16 protein-coding genes and 1 pseudogene are annotated in these 13,770 nt (G+C 54.5%); 6 read left to right on the top strand and 11 right to left on the bottom strand.

All coding sequences use genetic code 11. The features are described 5' to 3' along the window. The first annotated feature begins 17 nt into the window (after positions 1 to 17). Both AC0J41_RS16530 and umuC read left to right on the top strand, forming a co-directional pair. Positions 18 to 443 (top strand): LexA family protein, encoded by a 426-nt coding sequence (locus AC0J41_RS16530; RefSeq protein WP_473013056.1) that lies wholly within the window; start codon positions 18 to 20, stop codon positions 441 to 443. Beyond that, positions 436 to 1,713 carry a translesion error-prone DNA polymerase V subunit UmuC gene (gene umuC / locus AC0J41_RS16525; RefSeq protein ID WP_473013055.1) on the top strand — a complete coding sequence of 426 codons (1,278 nt, stop codon included), beginning with the start codon at positions 436 to 438 and terminating at the stop codon, positions 1,711 to 1,713. Before AC0J41_RS16530 ends, umuC begins: the two co-directional genes overlap by 8 nt. 141 nt (positions 1,714 to 1,854) lie before the next feature. Here the strand turns inward: umuC and AC0J41_RS16520 are convergent, their stop codons facing one another. The 11 genes from AC0J41_RS16520 to AC0J41_RS16470 form a co-directional block, all read right to left on the bottom strand. Next, a complete protein-coding gene (locus AC0J41_RS16520) occupies positions 1,855 to 2,088 on the bottom strand; it encodes a hypothetical protein (RefSeq protein ID WP_473013054.1) in 234 nt (77 codons plus the stop codon). 906 nt (positions 2,089 to 2,994) lie between these two features. Further along, positions 2,995 to 3,351, bottom strand: a complete 357-nt coding sequence (locus tag AC0J41_RS16515) for a DUF6572 domain-containing protein (protein WP_473013053.1) — start codon at positions 3,349 to 3,351, stop codon at positions 2,995 to 2,997. A gap of 10 nt (positions 3,352 to 3,361) precedes the next feature. Beyond that, a complete protein-coding gene (locus tag AC0J41_RS16510) occupies positions 3,362 to 4,558 on the bottom strand; it encodes an S-type pyocin domain-containing protein (protein ID WP_473013052.1) in 1,197 nt (398 codons plus the stop codon). Between the two features lie 778 nt (positions 4,559 to 5,336). Next, complete coding sequence (locus AC0J41_RS16505; protein ID WP_122612662.1) at positions 5,337 to 5,528, bottom strand: DUF1508 domain-containing protein; 192 nt, start codon at positions 5,526 to 5,528, stop codon at positions 5,337 to 5,339. Positions 5,529 to 5,700: 172 nt separating this feature from the next. Further along, entirely contained in the window at positions 5,701 to 5,949 is a 249-nt protein-coding gene (locus tag AC0J41_RS16500; protein ID WP_473013051.1) for a hypothetical protein, read from the bottom strand. Further along, a complete protein-coding gene (locus AC0J41_RS16495; protein WP_473013050.1) occupies positions 5,946 to 6,185 on the bottom strand; it encodes a hypothetical protein in 240 nt (79 codons plus the stop codon). The genes AC0J41_RS16500 and AC0J41_RS16495 overlap by 4 nt, the downstream gene beginning before the upstream one ends. A gap of 2 nt (positions 6,186 to 6,187) precedes the next feature. After that, the gene (locus AC0J41_RS16490) at positions 6,188 to 6,514 is read right to left on the bottom strand and encodes a hypothetical protein (RefSeq protein ID WP_473013049.1); all 327 of its coding nucleotides are present in this window, start codon (positions 6,512 to 6,514) and stop codon (positions 6,188 to 6,190) included. Between the two features lie 236 nt (positions 6,515 to 6,750). After that, a complete protein-coding gene (locus AC0J41_RS16485) occupies positions 6,751 to 7,389 on the bottom strand; it encodes a hypothetical protein (RefSeq protein WP_473013048.1) in 639 nt (212 codons plus the stop codon). Between the two features lie 79 nt (positions 7,390 to 7,468). Next, a complete protein-coding gene (locus tag AC0J41_RS16480; RefSeq protein WP_473016013.1) occupies positions 7,469 to 7,687 on the bottom strand; it encodes a hypothetical protein in 219 nt (72 codons plus the stop codon). A gap of 783 nt (positions 7,688 to 8,470) precedes the next feature. After that, the gene (locus AC0J41_RS16475) at positions 8,471 to 8,821 is read right to left on the bottom strand and encodes a DUF7079 family protein (RefSeq protein WP_473013047.1); all 351 of its coding nucleotides are present in this window, start codon (positions 8,819 to 8,821) and stop codon (positions 8,471 to 8,473) included. 90 nt (positions 8,822 to 8,911) lie between these two features. After that, complete coding sequence (locus tag AC0J41_RS16470) at positions 8,912 to 9,142, bottom strand: hypothetical protein (protein WP_473013046.1); 231 nt, start codon at positions 9,140 to 9,142, stop codon at positions 8,912 to 8,914. 873 nt (positions 9,143 to 10,015) lie between these two features. On the opposite strand from AC0J41_RS16470, the gene AC0J41_RS16465 reads away from it, so the two are divergent. From AC0J41_RS16465 to rimA, 4 genes and pseudogenes are all read left to right on the top strand, one after another. Continuing rightward, on the top strand, positions 10,016 to 10,378 hold the full coding sequence (locus AC0J41_RS16465; protein WP_473013045.1) for a DUF6124 family protein: 363 nt from the start codon (positions 10,016 to 10,018) through the stop codon (positions 10,376 to 10,378). A gap of 448 nt (positions 10,379 to 10,826) precedes the next feature. Continuing rightward, positions 10,827 to 11,903 (top strand): annotated as a pseudogene (locus AC0J41_RS16460) (methyl-accepting chemotaxis protein); the annotation flags it as partial. Then, the gene (locus tag AC0J41_RS16455) at positions 11,889 to 12,761 is read left to right on the top strand and encodes a methyl-accepting chemotaxis protein (RefSeq protein WP_473016012.1); all 873 of its coding nucleotides are present in this window, start codon (positions 11,889 to 11,891) and stop codon (positions 12,759 to 12,761) included. The pseudogene AC0J41_RS16460 and the gene AC0J41_RS16455, both read left to right, overlap by 15 nt. A 134-nt stretch (positions 12,762 to 12,895) precedes the next feature. After that, positions 12,896 to 13,675, top strand: a complete 780-nt coding sequence (gene rimA / locus AC0J41_RS16450; RefSeq protein ID WP_025111148.1) for a S6 modification regulatory phosphodiesterase RimA — start codon at positions 12,896 to 12,898, stop codon at positions 13,673 to 13,675. Positions 13,676 to 13,770: the final 95 nt, after the last annotated feature.

Raw genomic sequence — 13,770 nt, 5'->3', positions numbered from 1 at the left:
ATCGGAAGTCGTGCGTCATGAGCTTTTCAATCTTAGGCCCTATTGCCGTGGCTGGCCGGAAATTACCTCTGTGTCTTTTTCAGGTGCCCGCTGGCTTTCCCTCACCGGCAGCGGATCACATCGAAGCCCACATATCACTTGATGAGGTTTTGAATATCCGCGCTCCTCACGTCTATCTGGTGAAAATCACCGGAGAGAGCATGCAGGGAGCGGGGATCTTCGAAGGGGATTTGGCGGTGGTAGATCGTTCATTAGAGCCTGCTCATGGGCACATTGTTGTTGCGCTGCTGAACAACGATCCGCTGTGCAAACGCCTCTGCATCCGGGGGAAGGAGGTGATTCTGCTATCGGAAAATCCAAAATACCCGCCTCGCTATGTGTTGGAAGGCGATGAGCTGGCGATATGGGGTGTGATCATTGGAAGCGTGCGCAGTCATGTCTAAGTCGAAACCTGTATTCGGCCTGGTCGACTGCAATAGCTTTTATGCCAGCTGCGAGCGCGTGTTCCGTCCTGACCTGGCCAAGGTACCCATCGTGGTGCTGTCGAACAACGACGGCTGCGTTATCGCGCGGAGTTACGATGCCAAGCCCTACGTAAAAATGGGCGAGCCGTATTTCCAGATCAAGCACAAGCTCAAGCAGCACGGCATCGTCCCGTTCTCTTCGAACTACGCGCTGTACGGCGATATGAGTGAACGTGTTATGACGCTGATCGAGTCGATGGTACCGGCCGTTGAGGTCTACAGCATCGACGAAGCCTTCGTCGACCTCACCGGCATTAATGACCTGGACGCCCTCGGCCGCAAGATCCGTAGCCAGGTGTTGCGCTGCACGGGCATTCCGGTCGGTGTCGGCATGGCGCACACCAAGACCCTTGCCAAGCTGGCCAACCACACCGCCAAACGCCTGCAGGCCCAAACCGGTGGTGTCGTGAATATTTGCGATCCGATCAAGCGTGATTGGGTTCTGCGTAACACCGACGTTTCAGAAGTTTGGGGCGTAGGGCGTCGCATGAAAGCGCACCTGGATACCATGGGGATCAAAAGTGCGATGGACTTGGCCAAAGCCGACCCTTGGACACTTCGTAAAAACTTCAGTGTGGTGATCGAAAAGACGGCGCGCGAACTGGCCGGCACTCCCTGTTTAGGGCTAGATGAACCCGATCCGCCGAAACAGGAGATCTGCTGCAGTCGAATGTTCGGCACTCGCCTGACAGAACTGGCACCGATCAAGGAAGCTGTGGCCACGTACATGATGCGCGCTTCAGAAAAGCTCAGGGCGCAAAACTCTTTGTGCAAGAAAGTGCGCGTGAGCATTCGCACCGGCATGTTCAACCCGGAGGAGGCGAAGTACGCCAATGGTGTGGTGATCGATATGCCTTACCCCACGGATGACGTCCGGCTTCTGACCAAGGCTGCAGTCGATGTGCTGGACCGGGTATATCGCCCTGGTTTCAAGTACAGCAAAGCGGAGGTATTGCTGATGAACCTGTGTCAGCCAGGCGAATACACGGACGATCTGTTTGCGGCTTCTCAACCGACCGAATCTACCAAGGTCATGGCCGTACTGGATCAGATCAACGAACGGTGGGGAAGGGGGACGCTGCGAGCGGCGAGCGTCCCTAGCAAGCCAGAGTGGGCTATGCGGCGTGAAATGATGAGCCAGAGCTACACGACTCGCTTAGATCAATTGTGGACGATCAACTGTAGATAGTGATACGTCTGCTATCGGCCAGAAGCGGACGCTCAATGGTGTTCATCAAAACAGCGGGATCCACCATTCTGATGTACCTCGGTTTAGGGCATAGAACCGTCCACGAAACTCTGGGCGATTCAGTGCGGCTGCTAGAGTTTGTTAACTATTATTAGGGAAGGAATCAACAAAGAACTCTAAACACCCTTCTTCAATCTCTATTGAGGTGCCATCTTCAAACTCAATTATATACACAGCGCCCTTAGGATAGACGGTCAAAAGCTCCCCTCGGGGCATTTCCAACACCCCAACAATCCATGCCTTGCTGCCTGAGCGTGCACACGCTGGTGCTGTGCTAATAGCTGTAACAATGTCATCATAGTCAAATTTCGGCACAGTTAACTCCATATGCTAGTGAGTGGTGATTGTCCTCAGTCGTTATTAACTTTGCTTTTATACCCTTTCGCAAAGCAACGGCTAGCTGGATGATGCAAAGCCTCTTGGTGCTTAGATATCGAGGCATAACTCGATACCCTGGCGAGAGTATGCGTCAAGGCTTGGATACTGAACGGGCGCCAGACATCTCCCAAAAATCGCGCTGTAGAAGCAGCCACCGACTGCTTCTACAGACATCGACCGGTTAGGCGACTTCGATGTGATCCCGCGCCTGATTCACCGCTAGCTCGGCAATCATCACCACTTGAAATCAAAAATGGGACGACCAAAAAATGGGACAGATATATTTTCCAGAAAAAATCTGTCCCATCTCTCGTTCAGTCATCAACGCATTCCTGCATCGCTCTCTATGACTTCAACGAGAGGGGTAACTGTCCGGGTTGCGGTGACAAGTATCCCAACAAATGAAAGTATGATGCTGCCCCCCGTGACAACTATTGCCAAGTGATTTTTGCTTAATAGAAAAACAAACGGCAATGCTATAGCAATGCCGCAGACCCCGAGCCGGAAGATCATCCCGCCAACCCGAAGTCTGCGATGAAGAGCCACATGCCATCGCAAAGGTGCCCCGCAAGAAACACACGGGACTGCGGGAAACTGCCCAAAAAAAGGAGTCATGCGCCGTTGCGCTGTTCGACTCAATTTTGAGGAGCAGGAGGGACACGCCAATAAAGACGAGCTTTGCATGGAAAGAATGTCTCCTGGGTAGTTGTCCGCATTAGTTTAGTGGATGATTTAATGCCTGACCTACGCGATGGTTAACCATTGGCAATGACTGCTTTTGGCCGGAGGCAGTAGTTCCCGGATGTCCGCTTCTGGCCGAAAGCAGACCTGGTGGGTTGCTTGTCACATGTTGCGAATGGCTTCGTCCGCTTTGAGTACGAACTCAAATCCTATTCCCACCTTCTTCAGTGTCTCCGCAACGCGGTCAACGAAAAACTCGGCTTGCTCTGGTAGTTCGTACAGTCCGTTGATGCGGATGATCGGTAGCTTACCTTTAGATGGCGGGTAGCTTTCCAAGATTTCGCCGCTTTCGATAAAGGCGATGTAGGTATTGATTTTCTCTTGAAGCAACAGCAGGTGTTCGCCTTGTTCGGCTTTGTCGCCCCATTTGAGATGATCCGTAATAACCAGAATTACGTTATTCGGCTCCCACTCTGGTACCGCAATAATATCAACGACTTTCGTTTCTACGATGGACATGTCTGCTCCCTCAGAGGGGTGGGTCAGGCCGAAGGATTTCGACTCTGGTGGGGGGAATCCGGCTGCCGCCGGGGAATCCCGGTTTGCCTTTCCCTACAATGGTTGCACCACTCTTCTCTATTTCTGGGAAGGCTGCTTTCTGATTTTTGGTCAGTGGTGCGGTATCAGATGATTTGCACTCAACACATGAGATTTCGCCGTCAGTGTCGCGACCCATCATATCAATGCGAGTCTTAACTCCGCTGTCGGTTTTAACCGTTACCTCACGGGCGGCTTCCGGCTTGGTTTTGCTGTACTCGCCATAAGATTTTTCTTCAAAAGCCTTGCCCTGCTTCCTGTTGTTGTCCAGCTGAACGCTGAGCACAATGTAGATTGGCTCGATCCCAGAGTCAGGGAACCAGATGATTGCATCCTGGAACTCGGGAGGATGAGCAGGATTCGCCAGGACCGTGACAGATTGTGCAGTCGGCGGATATACCCAGACGGGTGGCAACTGTGGTGCGCCTTCCAGTGCAGGAATACCCAGTACACCGTCACCACTTGCCGCTGGCGTCCAAGTGAGCCCAATCCCGTTGCCGATGTCAGCAACATATGTCTCACCGACTTTATCGCCCTTGATGACCGGGACGGCTTCCCAATCCGGCTTACCGCCCGTGTAGAAGCCATAAGCGTTAACGGAGCCATCCGGTAGCGTCTTCACGTTGACACGCACACGGGTGCGGCCAGTTTCAAGCGTTGCGTATTGATCGTTTTTGTAGAAGGCGCTGTCTGGGGAAAGACTGGTGTTCGGTATCAGCATCCCTACGAAGCCCGTTACGAGGCCAGCACCAATGACGCTTGATCCCTTCAGCAGACCCAGTGATAGCGATCCTCCAAGACGTTGAGCAATTGCACTGCCAGTAGTAGAACTGCCCACCAGTTGCAGTGGGGTGCCTTGGGTGGAAATTGCTGCCCCAGTACCTAGCACAGCCCACAGCCCGTAGTCTGCCAGTTTCTCTACAGGCACAAACCCGGACTGGTTCTTGTGATCGATTACACCGTCTGGGAGGTTGCAGCTCTTGGCGAATACACAGCCCATGGTGTCGGGCTTGGCTTCTGGTTCCAGCGCCAGATTTTTGTATTCGGCCCACCGCTGGGCGTGGATATCGACTGGCTCGCCGCCGCTATAGCGAAAGCCTTTCGGCGGGTTGGGAACATAACCGCTCATGCAGCATCCTTGTTCGTCCTTGGAGGTCCCCGGCCTGAGACTGGGGTGGAATAACGTTAACGGGAAGCACTAGCGCAGGCTGTAGGACAATTCCTATGAGCTGTGCTGTTTTTCCTGTTCCATGCCATTGCAGGGGGCGGATGGTAACCGCACTAGCATCAGGGTTTGAATGCTGGCCTTTTGCTTGCTCGCTACCATCGTTACGAAAGTTGGCTTCTCGCTGATTGCAATCATCGTTGCGAGTCGGGCACAGGTGATTGGTCAAATGGAGATCAAGGCCTGCGAGCTCTCGACTTTGAGAAGACTATTCTGATGTGGCTAGCCGATGTGCAGGTTTGTTGCGGAGAGGGGGGGGTCGAGACGCTGGTGTCTGTATCTGTTCGTTCGGTGTCTTAGAAAAACAGAAACAGACACCTTAACAGACACCAAGTTGAAGCGGGGAAGGCTGGAGGCCTTGAAAATAGTGGAGCGGGTGAAGGGAATCGAACCCTCGTTATCAGCTTGGGAAGCTGTTCATTTGGACAGCCTCAAGCGTTAGCGATGCAAAGCTAAATTTAGGGCAAATTTAGGGCATAACGAAGACCGCCATAGGCCGTTTCAGGCCTCACAGTCGATCTTAAACACCTGATAAATCGGGCCTATAGCGGACTACGGTGTCCGCAGGTCGGGTTCGAATCCCTATGCTGCATCAATGCTAAACAGCCCTGAAATCCACTAAATTGCAGGGCTGTTTAGCTAGGCTTTGACGCGCTTTTAGCCTCGAATATCGCCGGTTTATTTATTCTGTGTAGAAGATCTTTGACGTTGTTGAATTCTGCATCAGGTTGATTGAGTGAGTGCAGTCTGAGCGATTCACATAACTCTCGCTGCTTCGAGCGATTTCTTCGCCATTCTTGGCGTAATAGATCCAATACCACTGTCTAGAATTGTCTTTTTTCTGCCAGTAGCATGGATATGTAACCTCGCCCATTTCCTACTCCTTCTATTCGAGCGGACCCTATGTCCAATGGCAAGCATAGGTGAGTGCTGACATTGGACAAGTATGGTTGCTTGTTGAGAGCTTCTTGCAGATTCGGGCTGGATGAATGAAGACGGACCCGACGTGGTGGGGATGTTGCAAATGGCCTTGAAGCTATCACCGGTTACAGCTCTACATTGAATCCGCGTAACCCCACGCTTTCAGCAAAGCGTCCCACGGCGGTCAAGCTGGCCCAGGTGCGCAGCGACTCACGCCGCGAGCGCACCGGCACCCAGCGTGCGCCGCTGCCGCCGAGGCGTATCGACAGGCCCCAGTCGGGGCCACCGTCGATCCTGGCCACCAGGCATTCGCGCACGGCGTGTTGTTCGACCAGGGCGCGCAACACGTCCTCGTGAATGCCCTCGCCGATCACTGTTCGTGCTCCTGACGCCGCGCCGTGGCGGCCGCCTCGAAGGTCTTGTACAAGCCTTCGATACTGGCCGCATTCAGTACCTTGACCGTCTCCAGGCCCAGCACGAACCCTTCGGCGCGATCACTGGCGCGAAACAGATCGTCCGCCGTGTGCGCCAACTCGATTTGGTGCAGCAGTTTCAGGGTTTGCACCTCCACCGCGTTTGGCAGGTTCAGTGCCGCCAATGCGTCCGCCATACTCACTCCCACTTCCAGCCGTTGAGGTTCGCCGGTTGCTCGAGCGCGAGTTCGTACTGCTCGGCCTCGATCAGCAGCCAGCCACCCAGCGGCTCGTTACGACCGTCAACAATCGGGCCTTGCAACAGCAAGCCACCCGGCAGGATCACCCGCAGCGCATTGGCTTCCTTGGGACCGTGCAGATAACGGTCAAACTCAACCCGAAAGCGCCCAGGGCCGGCGTTACGCACACCCACATTCAATTCCAGCGTGGTGAGCTCTCGCGGCGGTTGGCCCAAGTACAAGGACAGCACGGCGACGGTCGCCAAGCCCTCATAAGCGTATGACATGAACCGGGTTCCTTAGTCAGTGGGGCGGTCGGCACGTTGAGCCAGACCGTCAGGGAATGGTAGACCAGACGCGGGGGACTGGTTTCCACGGCGCGAAAAAAAGGCCGCCACACCGGGGCCAGGTGTGGGGGCCGATTGAACATAGGCTGGAATTCAATGCATTGGTGAGGACCACAATCAGTAGAAGACGACGCTCGGGAGTGTTCCTTCTCGACCTCTGTTCGGCGTTTTGTTGACTAAAGTTTCGTAGTAATCCCGATCAATTGCCCCATGTCACGCTCGAATTTGCCGTAATCATAAGTCCATCCAAGAGTGTCTAGAACATCCTTAGCCAGCGACCTATACGGAGGCGCCATTTTAAAACGATCAGGGTTCTGTTCGTTAAGCTTTTGAAATGTCTCCACCCAACTGCTGCAACCAGAATTCCCCTTACCATTACCGTTTTGTACCGGTACTAAGCGCGTTTCTTCATAGTGCATCGACTGATTGCGACCATGCCAAATCAGATCCCTAACGCAAGTAGAGGAAATACTCGCTCCTGTAGGGGCGTTTTCTCTTTTCCCATGAGCGATAGAGATAGCTTGTTTGGAGATTTGCAGTAATGCGCCTGCCGCAATGTCGATCAAAACTCCATAGGTTTCGATCGCACGGACATTTGCTTGCAACTTCAGTTTGACCCTGTCCAATCCCGCACTGCATGCGTCCTGCAATCCGTCACGTTGTTGAACTCCGTCGAACAACTGCACCGTTTCTTGATTACCTTGCCGCGCGTCTTCCATGGATTGCGTGGCCATCAAATGGCGGAGTATGGAACCATGCAGATCGAGTAACATCATCTGCGCTTGCTTGAAGTAAGTAATTGCTTGTTCGCTCATATGCTTTTCCTATCCGTTTGCCTACCTCGTCGGGTCCGACGGGCAGCTACTGCCCGAATGCAGCCGCCGTAACGAATTCTTAGGATTCCCTGATTCGCATAATTACATCTGAAATCGCTTTTGCATTCGTATCTAGGGTTTCCATGGCCAAGGTTGCGTTTTCCGCGACGGCCTCTACACCATTCTCTGAAAGCCATTTCGTGACCTCTTCTATGGCCGCCGCCAGAGCATGCTGGTTGTGCAGTAGCAAGGTCAGTGCATCTGCAGTGGCAATGTTGGAGTCGGGGTTATGAGGCATGGAATCGTCCTTGAAGTTGGATTCGCCAAAGCCTAGTTCATTACGTCGCTGGCGAAGGTCTTTCACCCATTCAAAGGCGTGCATTTTTGCGCACCAAAATAGCGCTCCAGTCCCATCTCAGTCCCATATGGCCTTTTTTCAGACGCCAAAAACCACAAACCCCCGACTTTCTCTAGGAAAATCAGGGGTTTGCGTTTACTGAATGTGGCGGTGAAGGAGAGATTCGAACTCAAAATTAATATGGGGCTATTGCAAGCTGAACCGAGCGACACGAAAAGCGCGGCCATCATGCCTGCCTCAAACCCGTCTTATTGACAGTGTCAGCAGTGTCCAGATTGGAGCCGAAAACGCTTGCTTAAAAATTGCTTAAGAGAAGGGAAGAAAAAACGGGATGGTCGATTGAATAAATTTTGCTGGTACGTAACTGGTACGGGCGCATTTAAGGTGTTGATTTGGCCTTTATTTACGGGGGCGGGCTGATCAATGCGTCCGATCCATCATCGGGGCGACGGAGAAGCGGCGGGAGAGTGGGGCGGGTGTGGCGGAGATAGGGGACATTGGCGGTTCTGGATTGGGTGGGGCTGGGAGGTGGGGGAGTTTATCAGGAATGGGGGCGGACGGGTTTGGAGGCTGGTGGGGGGCTGTCTTCTTTGCTCAGTAATAGTGGATACTTTGTAGTAAATAAATTTGCTCTACGCAGTTGTCTGTAATGTGGACCATTTCTTAGTCCTTTAACTCGTTGCAGGGAAATAGGTGTACTGGCTATATTTTTTGTGTGCGGATTTATTTTTGATAGTGTTTTTGGATTTCCTTCCAGATGTAGCCATATCTGAATTCAAGCCAGCGTATTAGTAGCTTGTCCCGCTGTCGGCGAAAGTTGCTTTTTTCTCTTGCTTTCAGCATTTCCTCTATGTCAGCTTTCAAGTTTTCTAAATTGAATGCTGACCATATCATTGGAATCACCGTCTCAAGGTTCGTATGACAGACCGGCGCTACCTCATGATAAAGAATTCGCCTGATCTCCTCAGGGTCATATTTCTCTGTTTGACGCGCGATAGCTTCGTAATCGACTTCTGTGTCCACAAAAGCGTCAGATAGCGTCCAATAAACGTCAGCGAGTTCCTCATCCATCATTGAACGTTCCGTGCCAAGAGAAACATCGGGTAAAAAGTTGGCGAGTTTATTTAGATAAAACCGCCAATTTTTTAGAGGCACAGCTCAGCACTACTTTGCCTGCTTCTCTTTCATTTTCTCGATGGCATTAGGTAGATTCTGAATAAATTTAACACCTAGATAAAAGGACCCTTTGCCGACCAGCTTTGCCGCCGAAGCAGCACGGTCCATACCCGTACCATGGGAAAAATCATCCTTAACTTCGCTCCACGCTTCGCCCATCATTTTATCCAGCGACTCGTTGAAAGAAGGTCCGTTTTTTTCCTGAATCTCGTCGTCCATGCTTTTTCCTCAGGTAAGCAAGCTCACAGCGATAATATGAGCTTGCTATGCAGGTAATCTTTTGGTTTTAGGTTTCTACTGCAGAAATGATTTTTGCCTGACCGCGCTCTCGTTCCTTGATTTTTTCCTTTGCCTGACTCGCACTGCTCGCTCGTACACTGGTAGTGATTACCGAAGAGTTCGTACCGCGAGTAAACGTTATGCGGAAGTTCTTGTCGCTCATCCTTGCTTCTCCCTATGATATCAATATGCCTTGCAGGCAAATATTTATCAGTTGGGCTTTAAAAACACAACCCTGTACGACAGATTGATCTGTCCGACGCCACTTGGCGTAAGACAGGACTACATCCACTCATGCGGTAGCGGCTACCCGGTTTAACTGGCCTTCTGAGCAAGCAGCCTTAGCAACATATGCTTGAAACGCTTTCATTCCCCAGGCTGAATTAGTCTGATGATCGCTGCAGCCAGTTTGCCGCTGTGATTTATGCAGTACTCCTCAAACTCCTTCCAAACGATTACTTCCACATTTGTTTAAATGAGGCCCGCTGTCGCAGTCCCGCTCCTACACCACCTTGCACCATCCCCTACACCTAAGACAGAATCCGCCGGCTTGTGCGTCTAGCTCGCGGGTTCTATCGTCCCTAGGTCACTGAAAACAGTGATCGGGTTTGCTAGCCCGCCTCCCGTCAGAAGCACAAGACGACTGTCTTGCGAGGGCGTTTCTCGTCTTCGTTTTATGGTGGTCATGCGCGGGGCGTCTTCGGATGCGCCGGGGTTCCTGACGACCGGTCTACCAACCTGCGTATGGCCTCCACCCTTCGTTTGGTAGCGAGAGTGATGGCTCCTTTTCGTTTATCCGTCAGGAGTTACACCATGTTCAAACCAACACCGAATCCCTCAGAAACCGACCCCGCATCCCCCTACGAATCCCTCGATTCCCGCAAGCTCCACGAAGCCGCCGAGCGCGCCCTCGATCATTACCTCACCCCGGCCAGCCAGATCATGGCCAGCGGTGATCAATCCAAACCGATGTTCCTCGCCAACCCGTCCTACGACACCGAATCCCTGCTCGCCAACGCCTGCGAGTCCCTGGGTCCCGCCACCACCATGCTCAACGATTTCGCCGCGTTGCTGGATGTCTCGCACCGCAAGACGCTGCTGGGCATTGCGCAGGTGGTGATGTTGGGGGAGTTGGCGGTGAATCAGGCGTTGGATAACGTCGAGCTCAAGGCGTAGCTCGTTGCCCTCCGTGGCGAGCGGCGAGGTCGTGGTTGCGGAGGGCGCTGTGTCGATTCTCGAAACAACCGCTCAAGACGGCGTTTTTTCAAGGCATTCGTCGCCAGTAGCGATGTGCCACAAAAAATGATGGCAATGCGTCATCATTCGCGCGAAAAAGTTCATCGCTTGTACAAAAATATAAAGTTGTACAACTTTTCCCAAAATTTATAGCATCTGTTCCAACACCTTTGCTGAAACGATAAATCCAGCGTGAAATCTGGATTTGGCCGCTGATGCCTGCGCCGTCGTTGCGGCTTTTCGCATCAGCCTGTTGCAGCCGGGACAGTTGGAGCTGTCCGCCACTTGCTCAGGATGACGCCCCCCCGAATATGCGCGGCAACCTCGGTTGCCTGAGATGAATTTTTTTGCCTGGCGTTGAACGGCGTCAGGGCGTTAGAGGCTGAACATGGCAGAAGCATCGAGTTTCCTGGGCAACATCAAGGTGTCCCGAAAGTTGGGGGCCGGTTTTGGCGTTCTGATTGTGGCGATGGTGGCGGTGGCCTTCATTGGCTATAGCAGCAGCAATGTGCTGGTGGATCGTCTGGATACCACGCGTTTGATCGGCACGCTCAACGACGCGTCGCAGGACATGCGGCTGTCGGAGAAGCAGTACGAAGCGGCGGCGGATGCGGCGTTTGCCGAGTCTTATCAGTCGCAGCTGACGGTGTTGCAGGGGCTGATCGCCAAGGCGTTGCAGACCCTGACTCGGGCGGAAAATCAACAGGCTTTGAAGCGCTTGCAGGACACTACGGTGGCCTACGATCAGCAGGTCAAGCGTTTGGTCGAGGCTGACAAGGCGACCACCGATGCGCTGAAACCGTTGGGGGCGATGTCGGACAAGTACGCCGAAACGTTCACCCGGATGTTCGAGAGCACCACGGCCAGTGCGCTCGTGTCGGCCGATGTCGCGCGCGTGGCGGACTTGCGCACGGTGGCAGATTTGCGCAACGGCATGACGATGTTTCGTTTGATGTTGCGTCGTTACATCGCGGTGCCAAACGAGGCGAACAAAAAGGTGCTGTTGGACACCACCGATGCGTTTCTCAGTGACATGAGCAAGGCGCAACGCAGTTTGCCGGCAGGCCTGTCGAGTCAGCTGGAGGAGGCGCAGGCCGGTATCCGTCGTTATCGCGACGTGCTGGTGCAGGTAGCCGCGCTGTTCGAGCAGAAGCACAGCCTGCGTCAGCAAGTGGATCAGCAAAGCCAGGCGATGGACAGCATCATGACCGGCCTGATGGACACTCAGCAGCGTCTGGCGCGGGATGATCAACATCGGGCGTTTATTCAGATTGCGGTGTTGACGGTGTTGGCACTGGTAGTGGGTTTGGTGGCGTCGGTGTTGATCTCGCGGCAGATCACCGGGCCGCTGGCGCTGACGGTGGAACTGGCGCGACGGATTGCCAAGGGCGATCTGACGGTGCAAGCCAAATCCAGCCGCAAGGATGAGTTGGGCGATCTGCAGAATGCGATGCAGGACATGGCGCAAAGCCTGAATACGCTGGTGCAGGGGATCGGTAACGGCGTGACGCATATTTCGACGTCGGCCGAGAAGCTCTCGGCGATGAGCGAGCAGACCAGCGCCGGTGTGCGCCAGCAGAAAGTCGAGGTGGATCAGGTCGCCACGGCGATGCACGAAATGGCCTCGACGGTGCAGGAGGTGGCGCGCAACACCACCGACGCATCCGCCGCCGCAACACTGGCCGATCAGCAAGCACGTCACGGCAGTGCGGTGGTCAAACAGGCGACCGTGCAGATCAGCGAACTGTCGGTGGCGATCGAGGATTTGGGCGCGGCGATGAACGTGCTGTCCCAAGACAGTGAGCAGATCGGCAAGGTTATCGACGTGATCAAGGCTGTCGCCGAGCAGACCAATTTGCTGGCGCTGAACGCGGCGATCGAAGCGGCGCGGGCAGGTGAGCAGGGCCGTGGTTTCGCGGTGGTTGCCGATGAAGTGCGCTCGCTGGCGCAGCGCACACAGGATTCGACCAAGGAGATCGAAGCGCTGATCGTCACCTTGCAACAGGGCACGCACGCGGCTTCGGCGCTGATGACCTCCAGCCGCGAACGCACGTTGGACACCGTGGTGCTGGCGCAGAAGGCCGAACAGGCGATCACCGAGATCAACCATTCGATCGGCACGATCCAGCAGATGAGCCTGCAGATTTCCGCCGCCGCCGAGCAGCAAAGTGCGGTGGCCGATGAGATCAATCGCAGCATCGTCAGTGTGCGCGATGTGGCGGATCAGACGGCCGTCGCCAGCGAAGAAAGCGCCGCCGCGACCATTGAGCTGGCGTCGCTGGGACAGGACCTGCAACGCATGACGGCGCATTTCCGTACCTGATGGCACTTCGCAATGAACTTGGCCGCAATTGTCCGGTCAGCCTGTATAAGCGGGGCCGCCAAGCGGCGCCACCCGGTCCGTGCAGTCATTTTTTCTGGGCCATGGATGGTTGCAACCCGCTCTCAGGGGGCGTCATGACCAATACACCGATTTTCCCCCAGCCCAGCGGGGGGTGCCAAGGATGCCGGCAAAAAGGCGAGGCCGATATGGCGTTCTCCTTTGCTTTCCAGCCGATTGTCGATGTGCGTGATCAATCGACCTTCGCCCACGAGGCGCTGGTCAGGGGCGTGCAGGGCGAAGGTGCGCTGTCGGTTTTGCAGCAGGTCGATGACCAGAACCGCTATCGCTTCGATCAACTGTGCCGCGTGCGGGCGATCTCCACGGCAGCGCAGTTGGGGCTCACCGGGTTTCTTTCGATCAACTTCCTGCCGAACGCCGTTTATCGTCCGGACATGTGTATTCGCAGCACGCTGGAGGCGGCGCGCGCGCACGCGTTCCCGCTCGATCGGCTGATCTTCGAGGCGGTCGAGGGTGAGCACGTCGAAAGCAACAAGCACCTGATGAACATCCTGCGCGAGTACCGTGAGTTTGGCTTCAAGACCGCCATCGATGATTTTGGCGCCGGCTACTCCGGGCTGAACCTGTTGGCGGACTTTCAGCCGGACCTGATCAAGCTGGACATGGCGCTGATTCGCGATATCCACCGTGATCGCGTGCGTCAGGCGATTGTGCGGGGCGTGGTGGGTATGTGTGCCGAGTTAGGCGTCGAGGTGATTGCCGAGGGCATCGAGCACCCGGAGGAGCGGGACTTTCTCGCCGATTGCGGGATTTATCTGATGCAGGGTTTCTGGTTCGCCCAACCGGCGTTTGAGGCGATGGCGCAGATTCCTGCGCAGGCGTGGCAGCCGATTTGACGGGGGCGGGTCGTCGAACCTGAACCCGTGCTGTCGAACGTCAAAGTTTCATCTTGCCGCGCGCGGCGAAGGCCTACGATGCTTGCACAAGATCA

The sequence above is a fragment of the Pseudomonas sp. Arb-4-2C genome (genome assembly GCF_055755015.1).
The sequence above is the reverse complement of the archived record's forward strand: the minus strand, read 5'-3'. Positions and strand labels throughout refer to the sequence as shown.

Coding starts and splice junctions, on each gene's coding strand:
- AC0J41_RS16455 (WP_473016012.1), top strand. CDS start 11,889: ATGCAGGACATGGCGCAAAGCCTGAATACGCTGGTGCAGGGGATCGGT.
- AC0J41_RS16510 (WP_473013052.1), bottom strand. CDS start 4,558: ATGAGCGGTTATGTTCCCAACCCGCCGAAAGGCTTTCGCTATAGCGGC.
- AC0J41_RS16465 (WP_473013045.1), top strand. CDS start 10,016: ATGTTCAAACCAACACCGAATCCCTCAGAAACCGACCCCGCATCCCCC.
- umuC (WP_473013055.1), top strand. CDS start 436: ATGTCTAAGTCGAAACCTGTATTCGGCCTGGTCGACTGCAATAGCTTT.
- AC0J41_RS16490 (WP_473013049.1), bottom strand. CDS start 6,514: ATGTCATACGCTTATGAGGGCTTGGCGACCGTCGCCGTGCTGTCCTTG.
- AC0J41_RS16505 (WP_122612662.1), bottom strand. CDS start 5,528: ATGGGCGAGGTTACATATCCATGCTACTGGCAGAAAAAAGACAATTCT.
- AC0J41_RS16530 (WP_473013056.1), top strand. CDS start 18: ATGAGCTTTTCAATCTTAGGCCCTATTGCCGTGGCTGGCCGGAAATTA.
- rimA (WP_025111148.1), top strand. CDS start 12,896: ATGACCAATACACCGATTTTCCCCCAGCCCAGCGGGGGGTGCCAAGGA.
- AC0J41_RS16485 (WP_473013048.1), bottom strand. CDS start 7,389: ATGAGCGAACAAGCAATTACTTACTTCAAGCAAGCGCAGATGATGTTA.
- AC0J41_RS16470 (WP_473013046.1), bottom strand. CDS start 9,142: ATGGACGACGAGATTCAGGAAAAAAACGGACCTTCTTTCAACGAGTCG.
- AC0J41_RS16495 (WP_473013050.1), bottom strand. CDS start 6,185: ATGGCGGACGCATTGGCGGCACTGAACCTGCCAAACGCGGTGGAGGTG.
- AC0J41_RS16480 (WP_473016013.1), bottom strand. CDS start 7,687: ATGCCTCATAACCCCGACTCCAACATTGCCACTGCAGATGCACTGACC.
- AC0J41_RS16475 (WP_473013047.1), bottom strand. CDS start 8,821: ATGATGGATGAGGAACTCGCTGACGTTTATTGGACGCTATCTGACGCT.
- AC0J41_RS16515 (WP_473013053.1), bottom strand. CDS start 3,351: ATGTCCATCGTAGAAACGAAAGTCGTTGATATTATTGCGGTACCAGAG.